Origin of the sequence: Rhizobium aouanii (assembly GCF_037002925.1) — a bacterium.
In the GTDB taxonomy this organism is placed as follows: domain Bacteria; phylum Pseudomonadota; class Alphaproteobacteria; order Rhizobiales; family Rhizobiaceae; genus Rhizobium; species Rhizobium aouanii.
In genome coordinates this window covers 1-24,212 of the sequence record NZ_JBAMYD010000018.1, presented here as the reverse complement: position 1 = coordinate 24,212, position 24,212 = coordinate 1, and the positions used below count along the sequence as shown (strand labels likewise).

At 61.1% G+C, this 24,212-nt stretch carries 25 protein-coding genes; 10 read left to right on the top strand and 15 right to left on the bottom strand.

What is annotated here, in order from left to right; all coding sequences use genetic code 11:
• Window positions 1–134: 134 nt before the first annotated feature.
• Window positions 135–869 carry a response regulator transcription factor gene (locus V8P77_RS27290; protein WP_335915297.1) on the bottom strand — a complete coding sequence of 245 codons (735 nt, stop codon included), beginning with the start codon at window positions 867–869 and terminating at the stop codon, window positions 135–137.
• A 337-nt stretch (window positions 870–1,206) separates the two neighbouring features.
• Between V8P77_RS27290 and V8P77_RS27285 the strand changes: the two genes are divergently transcribed.
• The 3 genes from V8P77_RS27285 to V8P77_RS27275 all read left to right on the top strand — a co-directional run bounded on the left by V8P77_RS27285 (window position 1,207) and on the right by V8P77_RS27275 (window position 4,064).
• Window positions 1,207–2,817 (top strand): phosphoenolpyruvate carboxykinase, encoded by a 1,611-nt coding sequence (locus V8P77_RS27285; RefSeq protein ID WP_335915179.1) that lies wholly within the window; start codon window positions 1,207–1,209, stop codon window positions 2,815–2,817.
• Window positions 2,818–3,010: 193 nt separating this feature from the next.
• A complete protein-coding gene (gene arfB, locus V8P77_RS27280) occupies window positions 3,011–3,451 on the top strand; it encodes an alternative ribosome rescue aminoacyl-tRNA hydrolase ArfB (protein ID WP_335915178.1) in 441 nt (146 codons plus the stop codon).
• Between the two features lies 1 nt (window position 3,452).
• Complete coding sequence (locus tag V8P77_RS27275; protein ID WP_335915177.1) at window positions 3,453–4,064, top strand: alpha-ketoglutarate-dependent dioxygenase AlkB; 612 nt, start codon at window positions 3,453–3,455, stop codon at window positions 4,062–4,064.
• A gap of 14 nt (window positions 4,065–4,078) precedes the next feature.
• Here the strand turns inward: V8P77_RS27275 and coaA are convergent, their stop codons facing one another.
• From coaA to hisB, 9 genes are all read right to left on the bottom strand, one after another.
• Window positions 4,079–5,074, bottom strand: a complete 996-nt coding sequence (gene coaA, locus V8P77_RS27270) for a type I pantothenate kinase (RefSeq protein WP_335915176.1) — start codon at window positions 5,072–5,074, stop codon at window positions 4,079–4,081.
• Window positions 5,071–5,394 carry a phosphoribosyl-ATP diphosphatase gene (locus tag V8P77_RS27265; protein ID WP_017962659.1) on the bottom strand — a complete coding sequence of 108 codons (324 nt, stop codon included), beginning with the start codon at window positions 5,392–5,394 and terminating at the stop codon, window positions 5,071–5,073. Before V8P77_RS27265 ends, coaA begins: the two co-directional genes overlap by 4 nt.
• 17 nt (window positions 5,395–5,411) lie before the next feature.
• Window positions 5,412–6,200: an imidazole glycerol phosphate synthase subunit HisF gene (hisF, locus tag V8P77_RS27260; protein ID WP_335915174.1), complete on the bottom strand. Its 789-nt coding sequence runs from the start codon at window positions 6,198–6,200 to the stop codon at window positions 5,412–5,414.
• Window positions 6,200–6,946 (bottom strand): 1-(5-phosphoribosyl)-5-[(5-phosphoribosylamino)methylideneamino]imidazole-4-carboxamide isomerase, encoded by a 747-nt coding sequence (hisA, locus tag V8P77_RS27255; protein WP_335915172.1) that lies wholly within the window; start codon window positions 6,944–6,946, stop codon window positions 6,200–6,202. Before hisA ends, hisF begins: the two co-directional genes overlap by 1 nt.
• A gap of 6 nt (window positions 6,947–6,952) precedes the next feature.
• Window positions 6,953–7,510 (bottom strand): hypothetical protein, encoded by a 558-nt coding sequence (locus tag V8P77_RS27250; RefSeq protein WP_335915171.1) that lies wholly within the window; start codon window positions 7,508–7,510, stop codon window positions 6,953–6,955.
• Window positions 7,507–7,689 (bottom strand): hypothetical protein, encoded by a 183-nt coding sequence (locus V8P77_RS27245; RefSeq protein ID WP_029768237.1) that lies wholly within the window; start codon window positions 7,687–7,689, stop codon window positions 7,507–7,509. Before V8P77_RS27245 ends, V8P77_RS27250 begins: the two co-directional genes overlap by 4 nt.
• Before the next feature lie 194 nt (window positions 7,690–7,883).
• Window positions 7,884–8,534 (bottom strand): imidazole glycerol phosphate synthase subunit HisH, encoded by a 651-nt coding sequence (hisH, locus tag V8P77_RS27240; protein WP_335915168.1) that lies wholly within the window; start codon window positions 8,532–8,534, stop codon window positions 7,884–7,886.
• Between the two features lie 2 nt (window positions 8,535–8,536).
• On the bottom strand, window positions 8,537–9,022 hold the full coding sequence (locus tag V8P77_RS27235; RefSeq protein WP_335915167.1) for a DUF2628 domain-containing protein: 486 nt from the start codon (window positions 9,020–9,022) through the stop codon (window positions 8,537–8,539).
• A 22-nt stretch (window positions 9,023–9,044) separates the two neighbouring features.
• Complete coding sequence (hisB, locus tag V8P77_RS27230) at window positions 9,045–9,653, bottom strand: imidazoleglycerol-phosphate dehydratase HisB (protein WP_335915166.1); 609 nt, start codon at window positions 9,651–9,653, stop codon at window positions 9,045–9,047.
• A 156-nt stretch (window positions 9,654–9,809) separates the two neighbouring features.
• Between hisB and hslV the strand changes: the two genes are divergently transcribed.
• The 6 genes from hslV (at window position 9,810) to V8P77_RS27200 (ending at window position 17,096) form a co-directional block, all read left to right on the top strand.
• The gene (hslV, locus tag V8P77_RS27225) at window positions 9,810–10,337 is read left to right on the top strand and encodes an ATP-dependent protease subunit HslV (protein WP_011649873.1); all 528 of its coding nucleotides are present in this window, start codon (window positions 9,810–9,812) and stop codon (window positions 10,335–10,337) included.
• The gene (locus V8P77_RS27220; protein ID WP_335915165.1) at window positions 10,324–10,836 is read left to right on the top strand and encodes a GNAT family N-acetyltransferase; all 513 of its coding nucleotides are present in this window, start codon (window positions 10,324–10,326) and stop codon (window positions 10,834–10,836) included. Before hslV ends, V8P77_RS27220 begins: the two co-directional genes overlap by 14 nt.
• The gene (gene hslU, locus V8P77_RS27215) at window positions 10,833–12,140 is read left to right on the top strand and encodes an ATP-dependent protease ATPase subunit HslU (protein WP_335915164.1); all 1,308 of its coding nucleotides are present in this window, start codon (window positions 10,833–10,835) and stop codon (window positions 12,138–12,140) included. The genes V8P77_RS27220 and hslU overlap by 4 nt, the downstream gene beginning before the upstream one ends.
• 289 nt (window positions 12,141–12,429) lie before the next feature.
• A complete protein-coding gene (locus V8P77_RS27210) occupies window positions 12,430–13,377 on the top strand; it encodes a DUF1402 family protein (RefSeq protein WP_335915162.1) in 948 nt (315 codons plus the stop codon).
• A 48-nt stretch (window positions 13,378–13,425) separates the two neighbouring features.
• Window positions 13,426–14,838, top strand: a complete 1,413-nt coding sequence (locus V8P77_RS27205) for a cytochrome P450 (RefSeq protein ID WP_335915161.1) — start codon at window positions 13,426–13,428, stop codon at window positions 14,836–14,838.
• Between the two features lie 86 nt (window positions 14,839–14,924).
• On the top strand, window positions 14,925–17,096 hold the full coding sequence (locus V8P77_RS27200; RefSeq protein WP_335915160.1) for a malate synthase G: 2,172 nt from the start codon (window positions 14,925–14,927) through the stop codon (window positions 17,094–17,096).
• A gap of 69 nt (window positions 17,097–17,165) precedes the next feature.
• Here the strand turns inward: V8P77_RS27200 and V8P77_RS27195 are convergent, their stop codons facing one another.
• On the bottom strand, window positions 17,166–17,849 hold the full coding sequence (locus tag V8P77_RS27195; protein ID WP_335915158.1) for a L,D-transpeptidase: 684 nt from the start codon (window positions 17,847–17,849) through the stop codon (window positions 17,166–17,168).
• 179 nt (window positions 17,850–18,028) lie between these two features.
• On the opposite strand from V8P77_RS27195, the gene V8P77_RS27190 reads away from it, so the two are divergent.
• Window positions 18,029–18,523, top strand: coding sequence for an MmcB family DNA repair protein (locus V8P77_RS27190; protein ID WP_012759589.1), 495 nt, complete (start codon window positions 18,029–18,031; stop codon window positions 18,521–18,523).
• A 23-nt stretch (window positions 18,524–18,546) separates the two neighbouring features.
• On the opposite strand, the gene V8P77_RS27185 is transcribed toward V8P77_RS27190, so the two are convergent.
• From V8P77_RS27185 to lhpI, 4 genes are all read right to left on the bottom strand, one after another.
• On the bottom strand, window positions 18,547–19,125 hold the full coding sequence (locus tag V8P77_RS27185) for an ActR/PrrA/RegA family redox response regulator transcription factor (protein WP_025396545.1): 579 nt from the start codon (window positions 19,123–19,125) through the stop codon (window positions 18,547–18,549).
• Between the two features lie 66 nt (window positions 19,126–19,191).
• A complete protein-coding gene (locus V8P77_RS27180) occupies window positions 19,192–20,520 on the bottom strand; it encodes an ActS/PrrB/RegB family redox-sensitive histidine kinase (protein WP_335915154.1) in 1,329 nt (442 codons plus the stop codon).
• Window positions 20,521–20,543: 23 nt separating this feature from the next.
• Entirely contained in the window at window positions 20,544–23,009 is a 2,466-nt protein-coding gene (gene hrpB, locus V8P77_RS27175) for an ATP-dependent helicase HrpB (protein WP_335915153.1), read from the bottom strand.
• Window positions 23,006–23,956, bottom strand: coding sequence for a bifunctional Delta(1)-pyrroline-2-carboxylate/Delta(1)-piperideine-2-carboxylate reductase (gene lhpI, locus V8P77_RS27170; RefSeq protein WP_335915151.1), 951 nt, complete (start codon window positions 23,954–23,956; stop codon window positions 23,006–23,008). Before lhpI ends, hrpB begins: the two co-directional genes overlap by 4 nt.
• Window positions 23,957–24,212: the final 256 nt, after the last annotated feature.

The following is a 24,212-nucleotide window of genomic DNA, read 5'->3' as shown; positions in this document are numbered from 1 at the left end:
ACATTTCCGACAGCGCCGCGCGTCTTTTCAGACGCGCAAAGGACGCTGTGACATTTTGAACTGCTGCACAATTTAATCCTTAGATCGATGCCGACTTAGGAGATTATGCAGGAGCGCGCTGCGCCGCTCGGGGCTCAGGCTGCTTCGCGGAAGCGGTATCCCACTCCGTAGAGTGTTTCAATCATATCAAAGTCGGTGTCGACCATCTTGAATTTCTTGCGCAGCCGCTTGATGTGGCTGTCGATGGTCCGGTCGTCGACATAGACCTGTTCGTCATAGGCTGCGTCCATCAGCGCGTCGCGGCTTTTGACGACGCCGGGGCGCTGCGCCAGCGAATGCAGGATCAGGAATTCGGTCACCGTCAGCGTCACGGCCTCGCCTTTCCAGGTGCAGGTATGGCGTTCCTGGTCCATGACCAGCTGCCCGCGCTCCAGCGAGCGGGCTTGCTGCACCGCGCCTGTCTTCGGCGAGCCGCTGGGGCTGGTGCCGGCGGCGGCGGCTTCGCGGCTTGACGCGCGGCGCAGGACGGCGCGCACGCGCTCCACCAGCAGACGCTGTGAAAAAGGTTTGGTGATGAAATCATCGGCGCCCATCTTCAGGCCGAAGAGTTCATCGATCTCCTCATCCTTGGAGGTGAGGAAGATGACGGGAATATCCGACTTCTGCCGCAGGCGGCGCAACAGTTCCATGCCGTCCATGCGCGGCATCTTGATGTCGAAGATCGCCAGCTGCGGCGGTCGCGCCAGCAGGCCGTCGAGCGCCGAAGCACCGTCCGTATACGTCTCGACCTTATATCCTTCGGCCTCCAGTGCGATCGACACCGAGGTGAGGATGTTGCGGTCGTCATCAACGAGCGCGATTGTCGGCATGGTGTTGGTCTCCGTCATCAGTGCGCAATCTCCCGGATTTGCTCTCCCCAGGCGGTCTCAGTGACCGGATGCGCTTATGGAGGATAAAGGTGGAACAAATTGTGGCAAAGATAAAGGGGAGGATTGTCGTAAATTTCGCCGGCAATCGTAGGTAGTTCTTCTAGATGTTTAAACGCGGCGCATTCAAACGATTTAAAATTAAGGCGATAAATTTAAATCGATTAATTGTTTGATATCACTGCATTTTCTCAAGTTTTCCATCTTGTATTTTAAAATTTCTGCCCGTATTTTCGCGGTTAGTTTTAACGGCAACGAGCCTGAGCGAAGGGAACTAGCCATGGAAATGTTCGGAGTTCATAACCCGGCAATAGAGCTGGCAACGGTGGGATTGGGCGGCGCAGCCAGCGTTCGCTACAACTTTTCCGCCGCCGCGCTCTATGAAGAAGCGATCCGCCGGGGCGAAGCCGAACTGACCGCTCAAGGCGCATTGCGGGCTATTACCGGCCAGCACACCGGCCGTTCGCCGCGCGACAAGTTCGTCGTTCGCGATATTAACACCGATGGCGAAATCTGGTGGGACAACAATAAGCCGATCTCGCCGGAGCATTTCGCCGTGCTGCGCGACGATATGCTGGCGCATGCCGCGGGCAAGGACCTTTTCGTCCAGGATCTCGTCGGCGGCGCCGAGGAAGGCCATGCTCTGCCGACCCGCGTCGTGACCGAATTCGCCTGGCATTCGCTGTTTATCCGCAATCTGCTGATCCGCCCTGACACCGCAGCGCTGCCGAGCTTCGTGCCGAAGCTGATGATCATCGATCTGCCGAGCTTCAAGGCCGATCCGGCCCGCCACGGCTGCCGTTCGGAAACGGTGATCGCCTGCGATCTTACTAACGGTCTCGTCCTCATCGGCGGCACCTCCTATGCCGGCGAAATGAAGAAATCGGTCTTCACCGTGCTCAACTACCTGCTTCCGGCCAAGGGCGTGATGCCGATGCACTGCTCGGCCAATGTCGGCCCGGCCGGTGACGCTGCGGTTTTCTTCGGCCTTTCCGGCACCGGCAAGACGACGCTTTCGGCCGATCCGGCCCGGACGCTGATCGGCGATGACGAACACGGCTGGAGCGAAAACGGCATCTTCAACTTCGAAGGCGGCTGCTACGCCAAGACCATCCGCCTCTCGGCCGAAGCCGAGCCGGAAATCTATGCGACGACGCAGCGCTTCGGCACCGTGCTAGAAAACGTCGTGCTGAACGAAAGCCGCGAGCCGGATTTCAACGACGGCTCGCTGACCGAGAACACCCGTTGCGCCTATCCGATGGACTTCATCCCGAACGCTTCGGAAACGGGCCGTGCCGGGCATCCGAAGACGATCATCATGCTGACCGCCGATGCCTTCGGCGTCATGCCGCCAATCGCCCGATTGACGCCTGATCAGGCGATGTATCACTTCCTCTCCGGCTACACTGCCAAGGTGGCCGGCACCGAAAAGGGTGTCGTCGAGCCGGAAGCGACTTTCTCTACCTGCTTCGGCGCTCCTTTCATGCCGCGGCATCCGGCCGAATATGGTAATCTTCTCAAGGAGTTGATCGGTCGGCATGGCGTTCAATGCTGGCTTGTCAATACCGGCTGGACCGGCGGCGCCTACGGCACCGGCAAGCGCATGCCGATCAAGGCGACGCGTGCGCTTCTCGCTGCCGCCCTGAGCGGCGAACTTGGACAGGCGGAATTCCGTGCTGACACGAACTTGGGCTTCGCCGTGCCGGTCTCGGTGGATGGCGTCGACGGCAGCATTCTCGATCCGCGCTCGACCTGGGCCGACAAGGCAGCCTATGACGCGCAGGCCGAAAAGCTGGTCTCGATGTTCATCACGAACTTCGCCAAGTTCGAAAATCATGTCGACGGCGGCGTCCGCGATGCCGCCCCGGGCGTGAAGGTTGCTGCCGAATAAGGCCCAGAGCAATTCCAGCAAAATTGCGCAGCGGAATTGCGCTAGACAAAGAGCTAGAGCATTCCGTGGTTCGAAGAAAAACGGAATGTTCTAGCCGCTGACTCACGTGAAACCCGGCATCGCAGGATTGCCGGGCTTTCCTTGATGACGGCCGATATTTTCAATTCGCCGCCGATGTGAGATAGAACGCCGCATGGCCAGCGACGCGCTCTATATCGATGACAGGATCACCATCGCGGGATGGGAGCTGACGGAACAGTTCGTTCTGGCGGGCGGTCCCGGCGGGCAGAATGTCAACAAGGTCTCGACCGCGGTCCAGCTGTTCTTCAACATCGTGAATTCGCCGTCCCTCAATGATCGTGTCAAAACCAATGCGGTCAAACTAGCCGGCCGGCGTTTGTCGAAGGATGGCGTGCTGATGATCGAGGCGAGCCGGTTTCGCAGCCAGGACCGCAACCGCGAGGATGCGCGCGACCGGCTGAAGGAACTGATCCTCGAGGCCGCCAAGCCGCCGCCGCCGCCGCGCAAGAAGACCAGGCCGACCAAGGGTTCGGTCGAGCGCCGCCTGAAGGAAAAATCCGGTCGCTCGGAAGTCAAGAAAATGCGCGGCCGCCCCGGCGGCAGCGGTGAGTGACATGCCGGAGCTCTTGAGCGGCATCCGCCATCTCCCCGGTTACCTCGACCGAGAGCATCAGGAAGCATTGGTCGAGGTGATCCGCACCGTCGTCGCCGAAGCGCCGCTTTATGTGCCCGCCATGCCCGGTACCGGCGAGCCGATGTCGGTGCGCATGACCAATTGCGGGCCGCTCGGCTGGGTGACGGACAAAGAGCGCGGCTATCGCTACCAGCCGACGCACCCGGCAACCGGCAGACCCTGGCCTGATATGCCGCAGCAATTGCTCGATATCTGGAATGACGTTTCGAATTACGACAAGCCGCCGGAAGCCTGCCTCGTCAATTTCTACTCCGACGAAGCGCGCATGGGCTTGCATCAGGACAAGGACGAACAGGATCTCGAAGCCCCGGTCGTCTCGATCTCGCTCGGCAACAGCTGCCTCTTTCGCGTCGGCGGTCTCAGCCGCAATGATCGCACGCTGTCTTTCAAGCTTTCGAGCGGTGATCTGGTCGTGCTGGGCGGCGAGGGGAGACTTTGCTTCCACGGCGTCGACCGTATCCATCCGGCGACGTCGACGCTGCTGAAGAATGGCGGCCGCATCAATCTGACGCTCCGCCGCGTCAATCCTTAAAAGACAACCGACTGCTATAGTTTTCGCAGCGCAACCTGTTCGATCAGGTGATCCTTGCCTTTTTTCAGGATGAGATCGGCGCGTGGACGCGTCGGAAGAATGTTCTGCCGCAGGTTCTTCAGGTTGATGTTTGCCCAAAGATCCTCGGCGATTTCGAGCGCTTCCGCGTCGCTGATCGAGGCATAGCGATGGAAATAGGAATTCGGATCGCGGAAGGCGGTCTCGCGCAGCCGCATGAAGCGCGTGACATACCAGTTGTGGATCTCGTCTTCGGCGGCATCGATATAGATCGAGAAGTCGAAGAAGTCGGAGACCATCGGCACGATCTTGCCGCCGGCCGGCAGGTCGCGCGATTGCAGCACGTTGATGCCCTCGAAGATCAGGATGTCGGGCCGGTCGACGATCTTGTATTCGTCCGGCAGCACGTCGTAGACGAGGTGCGAATAGCTGGGCGCCTTCACATCCGGCCGTCCGGCCTTGATCGCCGAGAGGAAGCGCAGGATCGCACCCGTGTCGTAGCTTTCCGGAAAGCCTTTGCGCTGCATCAGTTTTTCCCGCTGCAGCACGGCGTTGGGATGGAGGAAGCCGTCGGTGGTGACGAGGTCGACCTTCGGGCTGGAAGGCCAGCGCCCCAGGAGCTCCTTGAGAATACGGGCGGTGGTCGATTTTCCCACTGCGACCGAGCCGGCGATGCCAATGACGAAGGGTGTCTTCGTCACATCGGACAGGCTGAGGAAGCGGTTGCGCTGTTCAAACAGCATCTGCGAGGATTCGACATGTGCCGAGAGCAGCCGCGACAGCGACAGATAGATGCGCCGGACCTCGTCGAGATCGATCGGATCGCCCATCGAACGCAGCCGTTTGACCTCGTCGCTCGTTAGCGTCAACGGCGTGTCGGCGCGGAATTTCGCCCATTGTTCGGAAGAGAAGAAGTGGTAGGGCGAATAGGATTCAGACTGGAAGTGATCCAACGTTTCCTGCACCCCGATAATCTCAGTCGCGATACTCATGAACTCTGCCGGCTGGCCTTTTCCTTGAGGCCGGACTGCGCGGTTCTGCGCTCGAGTTCGGCCATGACATTCTCTAACGGTATTTCAGCAATCTTCAATACGACCAATAGGTGATAGAGCACATCGGCGGCTTCATAGGTCAGATTGTCGCGGTCGCCGGTCACCGCCGCCATCACGGCCTCGATCGCCTCTTCACCGAGCTTCTTTGCCGCTTTCGGCTGGCCGGCGGCCACGAGCTTGGCTGTCCAGGATTGTTCCGGCGAGGCTTTCGATCGTTCTGCGACGATGCTTTCGAGATCGGAAAGGGAAAATCCGCTCATAGGTCCGCTTTCAAAATTTAGTCGAGACGCATGTCGATGCCGCACTTCGACATATAGTGCTTCGCCTCGCTGACGGAATAGGTGCCGAAGTGGAAGATCGACGCGGCGAGCACGGCATTGGCATGGCCCTCCTTCACCCCGGCGACGAGATCGTCGAGATCGCCGACGCCGCCGGACGCAATGACCGGCACACGCACCGCATCGGCGATCGCCCGCGTCAGCTCCAGATCGTAGCCGACCTTGGTGCCGTCGCGGTCCATCGAGGTGACCAGCAGCTCGCCGGCGCCGCGCGCCACCATCTTCTCCGCGAATTCGACGGCGTCGATGCCGGTCGCGTTGCGGCCGCCATGCGTATAGATTTCCCAGGCGCTGAGATTGTCGCCGCCGGCCGCCCGCGTGCGCCGGCGCTTGGCATCGATCGAGACGACGATGCACTGGTCGCCGAACTTGTCGGCCGCCTCGGTGACGAAATCGGGATTGCTGACGGCTGCCGAATTGATCGAGACCTTGTCGGCGCCACACAGCAGAAGCTTGCGGATATCGGCGATGGTTCTGACCCCGCCGCCGACCGTCAGCGGCATGAAGCATTGGTCGGCCGTGCGCGATACGACATCGAAGATCGTCTCGCGATTGTCCGAGGAAGCGGTGATATCGAGGAAGCAGAGTTCGTCGGCGCCGGCCGCATCATAAGCCTTTGCGGCTTCGACGGGATCGCCGGCGTCGACGAGGTTGAGGAAGTTGACTCCCTTGACGACACGACCGTCCTTGACGTCGAGGCAGGGGATGACACGGGCCTTGAGGGTCATTACGCGGTCTCCTTGGCCCGGGCCGCCTTGATCAGCGCCAGCGCTTCCTTGGGATCGATACGGCCGTCATAAAGCGCGCGGCCTGAAATCGCCCCTTCCAGCTTCCGCGCATCGGGCTGCAGCATGCGTCTAACATCGTCGAGGGAGGCAAGGCCGCCCGAAGCGATGACGGGAATGGAAACGGCGTCGGCAAGTTCCAGCGTCGAATTCCAGTTGATGCCGGCCAGAATGCCGTCACGGTCGATATCGGTGTAGACGATCGCAGCGACGCCGGCGCCCTCGAATTTCCTGGCGAGTTCGATGATACCGAGTTCGGAGGCCTCCGCCCAACCCTCGACGGCCACCTTGCCGCCCTTGGCATCGATGCCGACGGCGACATGACCCGGAAATTTCCGGCAGGCCTCGATGACCAGCGCCGGATTTCTGACTGCGACGGTGCCGAGAATGACGCGCCGCAGCCCACGCGACAGCCAGCGCTCGATATGATCGAGCGTGCGAATGCCGCCGCCGAGCTGCACGGGATTGTCCGTTGCCTTCAAGATCGCTTCGACGGCATCGCCATTGGCCGAATGTCCCGCAAAGGCGCCGTCGAGATCGACCACATGCAGCCACTCGAAACCCTGATCTTCGAAGGATCTCGCCTGGGCGGCCGGATCGGTGTTGTAGACCGTCGCCTGCTGCATGTCGCCGAGCTTCAGGCGGACGCATTGGCCGCCTTTCAGGTCGATCGCGGGAAAAAGGATCATGTCGTCTTACGTCCGTAGAGTGGTCGGTACCATCAGCGCATTCCACGCATCTACGATATCCGATTGGAAAAAGACAGCGGCAATGGCAGCCGCGCCGAAAAGCAGAAGGAGGAGCAGGGTGATGGCAAAGCCGGCCCCGACCTGACGCCAGAAGCCCAGGCGCCTCTTGATCGATTTCTCGATGTTTTGCACCTGGCGCAACGCATCGCTATTGACGGCGGTCAGCCGGATCTGCGGCTCCATCGCCTCGACATAGGTTTCGGCATAACTCGAAAGGATCTGCGAGGCGCGGTCGCGCAGCGTGTTGCGCAGGTCGGTCGAGAGATAATTGCTGTTGACGGCGGCAAGCTCGGCCTCATCGGGCGAACGGCCGGCATTGCGCTTGCGATGGCTGAGAACGAAATCGCGCTTTTGCCGCTCGTAGAGTGCGTAGGCGAGCAGGCCGATCAGATCGTCCTCACCTTCGATATAGAATTCCAGCACGGCCTCGGCGATATCGCCGGCGCTGACCCCGTTTTGCCGCCGGCTCGAACCGTCGTTTGCGGAGAAAGATTCATGGATCATCGGTCCAGCCTTTCTTTCAGCGCCTTGGCTGCATTGGAAAGCGCCTTCCTGTGGATGGCTTCGTCGACACGGCGGATGATCGTGCCGCCGGGAAGCTTGATATCAGAAAAGGGGGGCAAGCCTTCCCTGGAGGGCCGCAACGTGTAGAACACCTTGCCTGATTTCCGTGAAGCCGGCATCGAGCGCACTCCTGTTCTGAATCCCGTTCTACATATATAGCAGAGCATGATGTCGTCCGAAAACCGCTCACACTTTTCGGCATCATGCTCTAGGGAAATAAGGCGGCTGTGTTGAAAGCCAGACCTTGGAGATCCAGCAAACCGTGTAGCGTTTTGCTTCGGATTGCATGAACAATGCTTGACGGTTCCAGGCTCTACGGGTTCCAGCGCAGAAAATTGGCGATCAGGGCCAGGCCGAGCTTCTGGCTCTTTTCCGGGTGAAACTGCGCTCCGACCATGTTGTCGCGCCCGACGAAAGCGGTCATCGGACCGCCATAGTCGGCCGTGGCAATAACATCCTCGGCGTTTTCGGCGGCAAGATGGTAGGAATGCACGAAATAGGCGTGCAGTCCCTGCGACCCCGTCGGAATTCCTTCGAAGAGCGGATGTTCGCGCTTCAGGTCGAGCGTGTTCCAGCCGATCTGCGGGATCTTGAGTGCCGGATCATCCGGCGTCATCTCGACGACGTTACCGGGAATCCAGTTAAAACCGTGCGTCACGGTTTTCTCGAGACCGCGCGAGGACATGAGCTGCATGCCGACGCAGATGCCGAAGAACGGCCGCGCCTTCTTCTCGACAACCTCGATCAGCACCTCGGTCATATCAGGCACGGCATCGAGGCCGCGCCGGCAATCGGCATAGGCGCCGACACCGGGAAGCACGATACGATCGGCTGCGGCAACATCCTCCGCCCTGTCGGTGAGATCGATATGGGCATCGATGCCAGCTTCGTGGGCGGCACGCTCGAAAGCCTTGGTTGCCGAGCGCAGGTTGCCTGAGCCATAGTCGATAATCGCGACGCGCATCGTTAGCGTCCTCCATCAAAACCGAAGAGACCGAGCGAGGTGGCTTGGCCGTGCCGGCTGCTCGGCTGGGTCTTGTTCTCCCAGTCCGGTGCCGCGCCGCCGTCACTATTCGTAGCGACCTCGTTGCCCGAAAAATAGACCTGCTCGGCAATGCCGATCGTATCGGCCGCAATGAATGCGTCTTCGTTCCAGCCCTTGGCAGCAAGGTTGCGGACACGGAAATTCTGGCCCTCAAGACCGACCAGCATATTCACGCCGAGCAGGATTGCCGCTCCCGCCGGCCCAAGGCCGGGTTCGTCCATCAGCGCACCACCAATCCCCTGCAGCAGAAAGGCCGCGGCCGCATGCAGCCAAAGCCGATGCGCCAGCAGCCAAACCCATGGAAACAGGAAGCCGAGCAGCGTGAAGCCGTCACGGATGGTTCGCGTCTCATCGGCCGTGGCGCTCGTGCTACCGGGCGGTGTCAGGAAGATATAGCTGGATGTCATTGCCGCCGCTCCCTTGAAGGGCTCAGACGAGCGTGCCCTTGGTCGAGGGAACACGGCCCGCCTGTCTCGGATCGATCTCTGTTGCCATGCGCAATGCACGGGCAACGGCCTTGAAGCATGTCTCGGCAATATGGTGATTGTTGGCGCCATAATGGTTGAGAATATGCAAGGTGATGCCGGCATTCTGGGCGAGCGCATGGAAGAATTCGCGCACGAGCTCGGTGTCGAAAGTGCCGATCTTCGGCGCGCTGAAGGCGACGTTCCAGACGAGGAACGGCCGGCCGGAAAGATCGACCGCAGCCTTGGTCATCGTCTCGTCCATGGCGAGATCGATCGACGCGTAGCGGGTGATCCCACGCCGGTCGCCGAGCGCCTTGGAGATCGCCTGGCCGATGGCGATGCCGGTATCTTCGACCGTATGATGGTCGTCGATATGCAGGTCGCCCTTTGCATCGATCTCCATGTCGATGAGGGAATGTCGCGAAAGCTGGTCAAGCATATGGTCGAAGAAGCCGACGCCCGTCGAGATCGTCGATTTGCCGGTGCCGTCGAGATTGACGGAAACGGAAATCGAGGTTTCGTTGGTCTTGCGGGAAACGCTGCCGGTGCGGCTCGCTGCGGTCTCGGCCATATGGCCCTCCATCGGGAATAAGGCCGTTCCTTATCAGGCGCATCGGGAAATATCCAGAAGCCGGGCAAGAGAAAAGCCGGCCCATTTGCAATCGGCGCCAGTCCACTTACATAGGGCTCAACAGGGCCGGCATGCGGCCCGGCAGACAGGTGTTTTATGACAACAATCATTACAGTTCGAAAAGGCGGCAAGGTGGTGATGGCGGGTGATGGCCAGGTGAGCCTCGGCCAGACCGTCATGAAGGGCAATGCCCGCAAGGTGCGCCGCATCGGCAAGGGCGAAGTCGTCGCCGGTTTCGCCGGCGCCACGGCCGATGCCTTTACCCTACTCGAAAGGCTTGAAAAGAAGCTTGAGCAATATCCCGGTCAATTGATGCGTGCCGCCGTCGAGCTCGCCAAGGATTGGCGCACCGACAAGTACCTGCGTAATCTCGAAGCCATGATGCTCGTCGCCGACAAGTCGATCACGCTGGCGATCACTGGCAATGGCGATGTTCTGGAACCGGAGCATGGCACGACGGCGATCGGTTCCGGCGGCAATTTTGCCCTCGCCGCCGCCCTCGCACTCATGGATACCGACAAATCGGCCGAAGAGATTGCTCGCCGCGCCCTCGATATCGCCGCCGACATCTGCGTCTACACGAACCACAACGTCGTGGTGGAATTGCTGGATGCCGAAGGCTGAACCCTATGCCTTCCGGCCGCTTGCCGCGGTTGACCTGCCGCTCCTCGCCAAATGGCTGGAAAGCCGGCATGTCAGGCGCTGGTGGAGCGATCCGGCCAAGGCGCTGGCTTCGATGGAAAAGCATATCGATGCGGCCTCTGTCTCGTGCTTCATCGTCACGCTGAATGGAAAGGACTTTGCCTTTATCCAGGCGGCCGATCTCGACGACGTGGACGATGAAGCGCTCGCCGGTCAGCCGAAGGGCACCTACGGCATCGACCAGTTCATCGGCATCGAGGAACTCGCGGGCAAGGGTCATGGACCGGCCTTTATGATAGGGTTCTGCGATATGCTCTTTGCAAAGGGCGCGCAGCGGATCCTCGTCGATCCGCATCCTGACAATGCATTCGCAATCAGAGCCTATACCAAGGCGGGCTTTCAAGGACTTGGCGAAACAACGACTAATTGCGGCCGGGCGCTGTTGATGGCCCTGGACCGCCAGGAGAATGATACGCAATGACCACTTTTTCCCCCCGCGAGATCGTTTCCGAGCTCGATCGCTATATCATCGGCCAGCATGACGCCAAGCGCGCCGTTGCGATTGCGTTGCGCAACCGCTGGCGCCGCCAGCAGCTCGACCCGAGCCTGCGTGACGAAGTCATGCCGAAGAACATCCTGATGATCGGCCCGACCGGCGTCGGCAAGACGGAAATCTCCCGCCGCCTGGCAAAGCTCGCCGGTGCGCCCTTCATCAAGGTGGAAGCCACAAAGTTCACCGAAGTCGGCTATGTCGGCCGCGATGTCGAGCAGATCATCCGCGATCTGGTCGAGGTCGGCATCGGCCTGGTGCGCGAGAAGAAGCGGACCGAGGTACAGGCCAAGGCGCATGTGAGCGCCGAGGAGCGTGTTCTCGATGCGCTGGTCGGCACGACAGCATCGCCTGCGACGCGCGAGAACTTCCGCAAGAAGCTCCGGGACGGCGAACTTGACGACAAGGAAATCGATATCGAGGTGGCCGATGCCGGCTCCGGCATGGGAGGCTTCGAAATTCCCGGCATGCCGGGCGCCAATATCGGCGTGCTGAACCTGTCGGAAATGTTCGGCAAGGCGATGGGCGGCCGCACCAAGAAGGTCCGCACGACGGTCAAGGCCTCCTACAGTGACCTGATCCGCGACGAATCCGACAAGCTGATCGACAACGAAGTGATCCAGCGCGAAGCCGTTCGCTCCACCGAGAATGACGGTATCGTCTTCCTTGACGAAATCGACAAGATTGCAGCCCGCGACGGTGGCATGGGCGCCGGCGTTTCGCGCGAAGGCGTGCAGCGCGACCTCTTGCCGCTCGTCGAAGGCACGACGGTCTCGACCAAATACGGGCCTGTGAAGACCGACCATATCCTGTTCATCGCCTCCGGCGCCTTCCATGTCTCCAAGCCTTCGGATCTTCTGCCGGAATTGCAGGGCCGCCTGCCGATCCGCGTCGAATTGCGCCCGCTGAACAAGGATGATTTCCGCCGGATCCTGACCGAGACGGAAGCGAGCCTCATCCGCCAGTACCGCGCGCTGATGGAGACGGAAAGCCTGAGCCTCGAATTCACCGACGACGCGATCGACGCGCTTGCCGATGTCGCCGTGCATCTGAACTCCTCCGTCGAGAATATCGGCGCACGCCGTCTGCAGACGGTGATGGAGCGGGTGCTGGACGATATTTCCTACAACGCGCCGGATCGAGGCGGGACGGCCGTGACGATCGATGCCGCCTATGTGCGCGAACATGTCGGCGATCTCGCACAGAATACCGATCTCTCGCGCTTCATTCTGTGATATCGGCACACCGCTTGATGTGTTTCCCGGCATGAATGACGGATTGTGACGAACGCGACTCTCGACAACGGGCCTTTTACTTTCTACTGCATAATTCCTAAATCGGGATCGATTTGGGGATAAAATTATGCAGCAACTCAAAGTGCTACAGCGTCCTTTGCGCGTCTGAAAAGACGCGCGGCGCTGTAGTGAAGGCCCGTTTTGTTTTCGCTCGGCTTTATTCGGCCAAGATTCTGGTCCAGGCAGCCGCATCACAAACAGGACGATGGAACGGACGGGATAACGGATCGTGCGACGCCTTTTGACAAGCCTTATGATTGCCGTTGCCCTGGTGAATTCGGCGCCTGCCTTCGCTATGCAGGCGGTGCCGGCGGGCAACCGTCATGCCGAGCAGCCCGATATTCCGGGCGCTTCCATCCGGCGCACCAAGGGCACCAAGAGCAGCTTCGATCTGAAATACGAAAAGGTGCATGAGCTTCTGGCGACCGATCGCGAGTTGATGAGCAAGATCCGAAAGATTTCCAGCGCTTACGGCATCAATCCCATCCATGTCGTCGGCGCGATCGTCGGCGAACACACCTATAATGTCGACGCCTACGACCGGCTGCAGGCTTATTACGTCAAGGCCGCCTCCTATGCCGGAGAAAGCTTCCGCTTCTCCTATGACGGCGAAAGTATCGACGATTTCGTGACGCGGCCCCAGTTTGCTCGGTGCAAGGGCAAGAGCGATTCCTATACGCTCTGGTCCTGCCGCGAAGATGTCTGGGAAACCGATTTCCGCGGCAAGACGGTTGAAGGTACGAGCTTTCCTAATAACCGTTTTAGCGCGGTCTTCTTCCAGCCCTTCTATGCCGGTCAGACCTTCGGCCTCGGCCAGGTCAATCCGCTGACGGCGCTGATGCTCTCCGATCTCGTCACCCGCGTGTCCGGCTATCCGAAGCTGAACGAGAAGAATGCCGGCGCCGTCTACAGGGCCATCATGGATCCCGATATTTCGCTCGCCTTCGTCGCGGCCTCGATCCGCAGGTCGATCGACGATTACAAGGAGATTGCCGGCATGGATATCTCGGGCAATCCCGGACTGACGGCGACGCTTTATAATGTCGGCAATTCACGCCAGCGCGCCGCAGCCCTTGCTGCGAAGAACCGCGGCGCCGGTGCGACGGTCTGGCCGGAAGAGAATTATTACGGCTGGCTGATCAACGACAAGCTGGACGAACTCAAGGGCCTGCTCTAGCTTCAAGCTTGCCGGGAAGGCCTAGATCTTCCCCGAAAGGCTTTTACGATGGACATGCGTCCGGACCCCTTCGTCCCGCCAGCACCGCTGCCGCGTACCGTGCCGCCGAGCCGGCTGGAAATCATTCGCATCATCCTGCGCAATCCGCTCGAACTCTGGGGCGAGCCGTCCTACACGCTGCCGTGGATCCGCACCAATTTCTTCGGCCAGAGGACGCTGATCGTCAACGATCCCGGCCTGATCAAACACGTGCTTGTTGATAATGCCAATAATTACCGCATGTCGGATGTACGCCAGCTCGTCCTGCGTCCGATCCTCCGCGACGGCCTTCTGACCGCCGAAGGTCCTGTCTGGAAGAGATCGCGCAAGGCGGTGGCGCCTATTTTCACCCCCCGCCATGCCCAAGGCTTTGCCGGGCAGATGCTGCGCCAGTCCGAAGATTATGCCCGCAAATATGAGAGCGCAGGCGAGGCAGGCGCAATTTTCGATATCAGCACCGATATGACCGAGCTGACCTTCGCGATTCTGGCTGACACATTGTTCTCTGGCGAAATCGTCACCTCGAGCGGCCATTTTGCCGACGACGTCAATGAACTTCTGCATCGCATGGGCCGCGTCGATCCGATGGATCTGATGCGCGCTCCGTCCTGGGTTCCACGTGTGACACGCATCGGCGGTCAGAAAGTGCTGGAGAAATTCCGTGCCATCGTGCGCAACACCATGGATATGCGGCTCGCAAAGATGAAGGCAGACCGCAGCAGCGCGCCGCAAGATTTCCTGACCCTGCTCCTGGATCAGGCTGGTCCTGAGGGGCTGACCAAGGAGGAAATCGAAGACAATATTCTGACCTTCATCGGCGCGGGGCATGAGACCACAGCCCGAGCGTTGGCCTGGACGTTGTATTGCGTATCGAACAGCCCGCATATCCGCGAGGCGATGGAAGAAGAAATCGACGCGGTGCTCGCCACTGGGACCAAACCTGTGGAATGGCTGGATATGATGCCGCAGACGCGCGCCGCCTTCGAGGAGGCTTTGCGCCTTTATCCGCCGGCGCCATCGATCAATCGCGCCGCCATATCAGATGATTCCTGGACAAGCCCCAAGGGCGAGCGGGTCGTAATCGAGGCCGGCGTCACGGTGCTGATCATGCCCTGGACGCTGCATCGCCACGAACTTCACTGGGACAGGCCGCGCGCCTATATGCCCGAACGCTTCCTGCCGGAAAATCGCGGCTCTATCGGCCGTTTCCAGTTCCTGCCTTTCGGCGCTGGCCCGCGTGTCTGCATCGGCGCAACCTTTGCGCTTCAGGAGGCGGTAATCGCCCTTGCTGTCCTAATGCATCGTTATCGCTTCGATTCCACCGATCAGACCAATCCTTGGCCGGTGCAGAAGCTGACGACGCAGCCGCAGAACGGACTGCCGATGCGCGTGACGCCACGCATAATTTCCACGACGGCATAAATCTTTCGAATTATTGCAGAATTGACTGTGAATGAAAGCCGGGCAAAGTGGCAGCATTCAAAAGTCGTTGCCAGGGAGAATGTCGCATGAGCCGCGTTGATAAGAACGGTCTTGCCATCGAAACCGTCCTTCATGATTTCCTCGTCACGGAGGTGCTGCCGGGTCTGGCGATCGATGCGGACAAGTTCTTTGCCGATTTTTCGGCGATCGTCCACGATCTCGCCCCGAAAAATCGTGCGCTGCTGGCAAAACGCGACGAGCTGCAGGTAAAGATCGACGACTGGTATCGCCGGCACGGTGCGCCGGCCGATATGGACGAATACCAGGCCTTCCTCCGCGAAATCGGCTATCTGCTGCCTGAGGGATCCGACTTCCAGGTTTCGACCGAAAATGTCGATCCGGAGATCGCCTCGACCGCCGGCCCGCAACTCGTCGTTCCCGTCATGAACGCCCGTTACGCCCTGAACGCCGCCAATGCCCGCTGGGGCTCGCTCTATGATGCGCTCTACGGCACGGACGCCATTCCGGAGAGCGATGGCGCAGAGAAGGGTAAGGGTTACAATCCGAAGCGCGGCGATAAGGTCATCACCTGGGTGCGCGATTTCCTCGATACATCAGCTCCGCTGCAGGACTGCCGCTGGAAGGACGTCGGAAGCTTCGCCGTCAAGGATGGAGCGCTGGTCGTCAGATCGATCGATGGCGAGCAGACCATGCTGACGGACGGCAAGCATTTTGCCGGCTATCGCGGAGATCCGGCCGCTCCCACGCATATTCTCCTGAAGAACAACGGCATTCACATTGAAATCGTCATCGATGCGGCGACGACGATCGGAAAAGCCGATCCGGCTCATATTTCCGATGTCTGGCTGGAATCGGCAATTACGACGATCATGGACTGCGAGGATTCGATTGCCGCTGTCGATGCCGAGGACAAGGTCGTCGTCTATCGCAACTGGCTCGGTCTGATGAAGGGCGACCTGCAGGAAGAGGTGGCAAAGGGCGGAACGAGCTTCATCCGCACGCTCAACCCGGATCTGCAATATTCTGGCCCGGATGGTGCCGCCTTCGAGGTGCATCGCCGCTCGCTGATGCTGGTGCGCAATGTCGGTCACCTCATGACCAACCCGGCGATCCTCGACCGCGACGGCAACGAGGTGCCCGAAGGCATGATGGATGCTGCGATCACCGGCCTGATCGCGCTTTATGATATTGGTTCCTCCGGCTGGCGGAAGAATTCCCGGACCGGCTCGATGTATGTGGTCAAGCCGAAGATGCATGGGCCGGAAGAGGTGGCCTTCGCCGTCGAGATCTTCTCGCGGGTCGAAGATGCGCTTGGTCTACCGCGCAACGCCATCAAGATGGGCATCATGGATGAGGAGCGCCGCACGACCGTCAACCTCAAGGAATGCATCCGTGCCGCCCGCGAGCGCGTCGTCTTCATCAATACCGGCTTCCTTGATCGCACCGGCGACGAGATCCACACCTCGATGGAAGCCGGCCCGATGATTCGCAAGGGCGACATGCGCCAGGCGGCCTGGATTTCCGCCTATGAGAACTGGAATGTCGACATCGGCCTCGAATGCGGCCTTGCCGGCCACGCCCAGATCGGCAAGGGCATGTGGGCGATGCCGGATCTGATGGCGGCAATGCTCGAACAGAAGATCGCCCACCCGAAGGCCGGCGCCAACACCGCCTGGGTGCCGTCGCCGACGGCCGCGACCTTGCATGCCACCCACTATCACCGGGTCAATGTCGCCCGTGTTCAGCAGGGGTTGAAGGATCGCGCCCGCGCCAAGCTCTCCGATATTCTCTCCGTGCCGGTCGCGGTGCGGCCGAACTGGACGCCGGAAGAAATCCAGCGCGAACTCGACAACAATGCTCAAGGAATCCTCGGCTATGTCGTGCGCTGGGTCGATCAGGGCGTCGGCTGCTCGAAGGTGCCCGACATCAACAATGTCGGCCTGATGGAAGATCGCGCGACGCTTCGCATTTCGGCCCAGCACATGGCGAACTGGCTGCATCACAAGGTCGTCACCGATGCTGAGATCGTCGAGACGATGAAGCGCATGGCCGCCGTCGTCGACCGGCAGAATGCGTCGGACCCCGCCTATCAGCCGATGGCCGGCAATTTCGACGATTCGATCGCCTTCCAGGCCGCCCTCGATCTCGTCCTGAAGGGTAGGGAACAGCCGAACGGCTACACCGAGCCGGTGCTTCACCGCCGCCGCCTTGAGCTCAAGGCGAAGCAGACTGCCTGACGGAGAATACAAAAAGGCCGCCGGAACGATAGTTCGGCGGCCCTTTTTATACCGAATTCGATAATTAGCTTACTGAATGACGACGACTTTGGACGTGCCCTTGCCCGGGCGGACGCGGCTGTAGAGATCGATGACGTCCTGGTTCATCAGGCGAATGCAGCCCGAGGAAGCGGCGGTGCCGATGGAGGCCCATTCCGGCGTGCCGTGGAGGCGGAAGAGCGTGTCCTTGCCGTCCTCGTTGAAGAGATACATGGCGCGCGCGCCGAGCGGATTGCTGAGACCCGGACCCATGCCGTCCTCGACGTATTTGGCGAGATCAGGCCGGCGGACGGCCATTTCCTTCGGCGGGTGCCAGTTCGGCCATTCCTGCTTCCAGGCGACGTAGGCGGTGCCGGCCCATGCGAAGCCCTGCTTGCCGACGCCGATGCCGTAGCGCATCGCCTTGCCATTGGCCAGGATGTAATAGAGGAAACGCTCGCGCGTGTTGACGATGATCGTTCCGGGACGCTCTGTGGTCTGGTAGCTGACGACCTGGCGGCGGAATTGCGGCTTGACCCTGTCGATCGGGATCGCCGGTAGGGAGTATCCGGCATCCTTCGTCAGGCCGTAGGCGTCAGTGAAGATCTGTGCCGTCTGAACCGTCGGGCCTGCGCCCTTGTCGTCGACGGATGCGCTGTCTGAGGTCGTGGAGCAACCGGCCAGAGCGAATGTCGCCAGCAGGCCAAAGACAGGGAATGCATTGCGGATGCGCATGGATGACTCTTGAAGTTTTGGGGCAAGGAGAACGGTCTTTCGACCATCGTTGATTATGGTTTATTTTCGATTAACTTGCGCTTTGCAAGGCTGCTGCAGCGCGAGGAATCCGTCTGTCGCGCAAATTAGAAGCGCATGGTTTTTTTGCAACAACACGCCAGCCCCCGCGATGGTTATCCATGACGATTTTGAGCGTTTACAATAACAATCCGTTAATCGATGGCCGGCAATCGGACAGGGCCATGATGGTGCGGCGCGGAACGCAGATATTGCTGCATGAAATGCGCCACGCCGTGCTGCCCGAACTGCCGCTGGCCAGCGGCCGCCGCGCCGATCTGATCACGCTTTCGGAAAAGGGCGAGGTCTGGATCATCGAAATCAAGACCTCGATCGAGGATTTCAGGGTGGATCGCAAATGGCCGGAATACAGGCTGCATTGCGACCGCCTGTTCTTCGCGACTCACCAGGATGTGCCGTTGGAGATCTTTCCCGAGGAATGCGGGCTGTTCCTGTCGGATGGTTACGGCGCCCATATGATTCGCGAGGCGCCGGAACACCGCATGGCGCCGGCCACGCGCAAATCCGTCACGCTCAACTTCTCGCGTGCCGCCGCGCAAAGGCTGATGATGGCCGAATGGGCGAACGGAAAACCGTTCACCGTGGACGACGTCTAATTATAAACGCGCGACGTGCGCGTCTATTTCGGCGCGCGTTTGGCAAGGATACGCTGCAGCGTCCGCCGGTGCATGTTGAGCCGGCGCGCCGTTTCGGAAACATTGCGCTCGCACATTTCATAGACCCGCTGGATGTGCTCCCAGCGCACCCGGTCGGCCGACATCGGATTTTCGGGAAGCTCGGCCTTTTCGCCCGGCCGCTGCGTCAGCGCCGAAAACACGTCGTCGGCATCCGCAGGCTTTGCGAGGTAGTCGACGGCGCCGAGTTTCACGGCCGTGACCGCCGTTGCGATATTGCCGTAGCCGGTCAGCACGATGATCCTGGTGTCGTCGCGCCGCTGGCGGATCGCCTCGATGACGTCGAGCCCATTGCCGTCGCCGAGCCGAAGGTCGACCACCGCGTATTTCGGCGGCCGGCCTTTCGATTTCGCAACGCCCTCCGCCACTGATTCGGCCGTCTCCACCTGGAAGCCGCGCGTCTCCATCGCCCGTGCCAGACGGCGCAGGAACGGCCCGTCGTCGTCGACGATCAGCAGGCTGGCGTCGGGACCGATATGGTCTTCGTCCGACGCGGCGAAATTGTCATGATTCTGTTCTGTCATCGTCTCGGTCCCGGCGGTTGAGCGCCCGATCTGCGTCAACCGCTTATATCCTTTATGCCGACAAAGTCATTTTGTCGAATTTGCGTCGATCAGCATGCGCGGCCATTCGATCCGGATACGCGCGCCCGCACTTTCCGGATCGCGGTTCTCGAAAACCAGCGATGCGCCGGAGCGCTCCAGCAGCGTCTTGGCGATGAAAAGGCCGAGCCCGAGGCCGCCTGCCGTATCTTCCTTCTGCCGCTTCGTCACATACGGCTCGCCGATCCGCGTCAGAATATCGGGCGCATAACCGTTGCCGTCGTCCTCGATGACGATCAGCACTTTGTCGTGATCGTGCTCGACGGTAACGATCACTTTCTCTCGCGCATAATCGACGGCATTTTCGATCAGATTGCCGAGCCCGTACATGATGCCGGCATTGCGGTCGGTGACCGGCTCGCCCTTGCGCGGGCTCTTTTCGATAAGCTCCAATCTGATGCCGAATTCCCGGTGCGGGGCGACGATCTCCTCGATCATCGAGGAAAGCGGCAGCCGGCGCATATGCGCCTCGCCTTCGGAGGAAAGCGTCGTCAGCCGCCGCAGGATGTCGCGGCAGCGTTCGCTCTGGCTGCGCAGCAGCATGACGTCCTCGCGGAAACGATCGTCGTCCTTGAGTTCCCGCTCCATTTCCTTGGCGACGACGCTGATCGTCGCAAGCGGCGTGCCGAGTTCATGGGCGGCCGCGGCCGCCAGGCCGTCGAGCTGCGACAGGTGCTTTTCCCGCTGCAGCACCAGTTCGGTCGCAGCCAGCGCATCGGCAAGCTGGCTCGCTTCCATCGAGACCCGATAGGCATAGAAAGCGGCGAATGCCATGGTCGAGGCGATCGAGCACCAGACACCGAACTGCATGACGGTGTGCACGTTGATCTCGGCCCCGTCGAACCAGGGTAGTGGAAAGGGCGAAAAGGCAAGCACCGTGATGCAGACCATCGCAACGCCGATCAGCGCGGTGCTGTAGCGAATCGGCTGCGAGGCAAAGGAGATGATGACCGGCACGCAGACGAGCGCTGCGAAAGGATTGGCAAGGCCGCCGGTGATGAAGAGCAGCGCGCAGAGCTGCAAAAGGTCGAAGCCGAGCAGCGCAAAGGCGGCAGGCGGTTCCAGCCGATGCGTCGGCGGATAACGGATCGTCAGGTAGAAATTCACCCAGGCAAGGGCGGCGATCAGCGAAGAACTGGCAACCAGCGGTAAGGGAAATTTCAGCCAGAAGGCAACGATGAAAACCGTCAGCGCCTGTCCGCCGACGGCAAGCCAGCGCAGCCGCACCAGCGTCTGCAGGCGCAGCCTGCGGCTGTTGTGCCGGTCCTCCAGCGTATAGCCTTCCGTCTTGTCGATCATGTCAGGCTTGTCGATCATGCCGGGGGTTCCTTGAATGGCCCTCATGTACCACGCGGTTTTGCCCGTGTCGTCGGCAACGCATCCTCCGGCCGTTCCGGCCAGGGATGCCGGGGATAGCGCCCGCGCATATCGGCACGCACATCCTTCCACGATCCGGCCCAGAAGCCCGGCAGGTCGCGTGTCGTCTGGATCGGCCGGTGCGCCGGCGAGGTGAGCTCGAGCAGCAGCGGCAGGCGGCCACCGGCAATGGCTGGATGCTGCTTCAGTCCAAACAGCTCCTGCACGCGGATCGTCAGAACCGGCTCCTCGCCCTCATATTGGATCGGATGCCTTTGGCCGGTCGGCGCTTCGAAATGGGTCGGCGCAAGCCGGCTAAGGTCGCGTTGCAATTCGTGCGGCACCAGCGACATCAGCCCGTTCGAAAGCCCGGCTGCGGAAATCTCCGAAAGGCCGCAGGCCTCCGTCTGAAAGGGGCCGAACCAATCGTCCAGCCGAGAAAGCAGGGCATCATCGCTGACATCGGGCCAGGGCTCTCCGATCGTCCGGTGGAGGAATCCGATCCGCTCGCGCAACTGTATGGCCTCCTTCGAGAAGGCAAGCTGATCAAGCCCGAGCTCGCGCACCCCTTCCACCAGCGCCTGGGTGACGGCTGCCCCGGAAGGGCGCGGCAAGGGCGTCTCTTCGAAGACGATCGCGCCAAGCCGGGTTGCCCGCCGCGCCCGGATTTGCCGACTTTGCCGGTCGAAGAATATCTGGTCGCCGGTTTTGATCTCACCGGGCAACTCGGCTTCGATATCGCCTCGTGTCACCTCGGCTGCCGCCAGAACCCGCGCCTGCGCCGCCCGTCCGGTCAGGTCGGCAATCACCAGCATCTGGCTGCCGGCCAGCCGCTCGGTTTCCGGCAGCTCCGCTCCGCGCCCATTCGCCATCACGAACCGGCCGCGCCCGCCGCGCTGAAGTGCTATTCGATCCGGGAACGCATGCAGCAACAGCTGGCCTGCAAGCGCCGGCGCCGCTGAGGCAACCCTCTCGAGGCCGCTCGACAGCCGCCCCGCCAGCCGCCTTGAGGCCTCTGCTCTCTCGCCCCGCTCGGCCTTGAAGCGTCGCAGCCGCTCCTCGATATCGACACTCGTCCCGCCAAGCCCCTGTTCGGTGAGAAGCACGGCGATCATCGCCGCATCCCGGGCGTGTCCGGCTTCTCCCGCGGAGACGACCATGGCGGCAAGCCGCGGCGGCAAAGCGAGATCGCGCATCACCTTGCCGCGCGCCGTCAGCGCTCCGTCCTTGTCCAGCGCGCCAAGCTGGCCAAGCAGCACCCGCGCTTCCCTCAGCGTGGTTTCCGGCGGCTGATCGACGAAGGCAAGGGATGCCGGATCTTGAACGCCCCAATGCGCAAGGTCGAGCACCAGCCCCGAGAGATCGCTGGAAAGGATCTGCGGTGGTGTAAAGGCCGGCAATGCCGCCGTCTGTCCCTGGTGCCACAGCCTGATAGCGATACCCGGTTCCGTTCGTCCGGCACGGCCGGCCCGCTGATCGGCGGAAGCCCGCGACACGCGCACCGTCTCCAGCCGCGTAATCCCGGTCGACGCCTCGAACACCGGCAGACGCTGCAGCCCGCTGTCGATCACGATCCTGACGCCGTCGATGGTGATCGACGTTTCGGCGATCGACGTCGCAAGCACGATCTTGCGCGTCCCCTGGGATGCCGGTCGGATCGCCGCATCCTGCTCCTTCTGGCTGAGATTGCCGTAAAGGGGCGCAATCAGCGTTTCGGCTCCGAATCGTCCTGCCAAGCGTTCGACGGTCCGGGTGATTTCCGCCTGGCCGGGCAGGAAAGCGAGGATCGAGCCGGCCTCATTGGCATGGGCATCGAGTATCGCCCGCGTCACGGCATCCTCGATGCGTTCGCCGCCCGGCCGATCCTGGTAGCGGATATCGATCGGAAAGCTGCGCCCCAGGCTTTCGATCACCGGCGGATGATCGAGCAGGGCGGCCACGCGTTCGACGTCGAGGGTCGCCGACATGACGAGGATACGCAAATCCTCGCGTAGCGCCGACTGCACGTCGAGCGCCAGAGCGAGTCCGAAGTCTGCGTCCAACGAACGCTCGTGGAACTCGTCGAAGATCACGACCGAGACGCCGTTCAGTTCCGGATCGTCGAGGATCATCCGGGCGAAAACCCCTTCGGTCACCACCTCGATCCGTGTCGCTGCCGATATCCTGTTGTCGAGGCGCATGCGGTAGCCGACCGTCTCGCCGACCTGTTCGCCGATGAGCGATGCCATCCGGCTTGCCGCTGCCCGCGCCGCCAGCCGCCGTGGCTCCAGCAGGATGATCTTGCCGTCGCCGCGCCAGGTCTTGTCGAGCAGGTAAAGCGGTACCAGCGTCGTCTTGCCGGCGCCGGGTGGGGCGGAAAGAACGGCGCGTTTTTGCTTTTCCAGCGCGGTAGCGACGGCCGGCAGGACATGTGAAACCGGAAGCTCCGGCAAGGATGCACTGATTGTCACTTTTGGCCCGTCACTGTCTCATAGGCAAGGATGGCGCCGGCGAGATCCTCCAACGCCGCACCCACCGACTTGAACAGCGTGATTTCTGCGTCATGGCTTCGTCCGCCATGGGCGCCGCTGACGAGTTCCGAAAGCTCAGCCCTGATGTCGCCTTCCTTCAGCACGCCGCTTTTCAGCGGCTGGACGATGTCGCCTGCCTCGGCGATGGCGCCGGCGCGGGTGTCGACATAAACGGAGGCACGGCGGATGGCCTCGTCGTCGCTTTCGCGCATGCTCGGCTTGAAAGCGCCGACGAGATCGAGATGGGCGCCGGGCTTCAGCCATTCGCCTGATATCAGCGGTGCGCTGGAAAGCGTGGCGCAGGAAATGATATCGGCTGTCCGCGCTGCGGCTTCAGCATTCGCGACTGCCTCGGCATTCAGTCCGAGCGCCCGGGCTTCGGCTGCGATCTTTTCCGCGGCTTGCCCATTGCGGCCCCAGACCCGGTACCTCTTGATCGGCCGGGTCGTGCCATGGGCAAACATCAGGTTGAGCGACAGCCGCCCGGTTCCGCAGACGAGCAGCTCTTCCGCGTCGACACGGGCGAGATGACGGGCCGCCAGCGCCGATGCTGCCGCCGTCCGCCGCGCGGTCAATTCGCCGCCGTCGATTGCGGCAAGCATTTCCCCGGTAGCGCCGGAGGAAAGAAGATAGGTTCCGAAGATCGCCGGCAGGCCCCGCCGCACATTGCCTGGAAAGACCGAGACCGTCTTTACCCCGGCATAGCGTCCGGGAACCCAGGCCGGCATCAGGAGCAATGTGGCGCTCTCCTCATCATCCGGCACCTCCATCTCATGGTGATGACGCACCGGCATCACGCATTCGCTCTGGAACATGCGGGCGATCGCCTCGATCAGTTCCGGCCAGGGCAAGGCCGCGCGCGTCTGTTCTTCATCGAGGACAAGCATTCTTCACTCCGCCGGATCTTTCTTCATCGCCAAACTAGCGAGTGAGGCGTGGCATAGGCAAGCACCCTGGAATTCCGCGTCAGGCGCCCCATATAAGGCTCATCTCCCTCGCCGAAGCCTTTCCTTCGGGATTCGGCAAAAACGAATCTCAAAAACCGTCCGATCGGGTGGTGGATTTGCTCGTTTTTGGAGGCAGGCAGTAAAAGCCCTTCATTTTCAACCTGTTACAAAAATGTCAAAAAACTTTGGTTGGGTG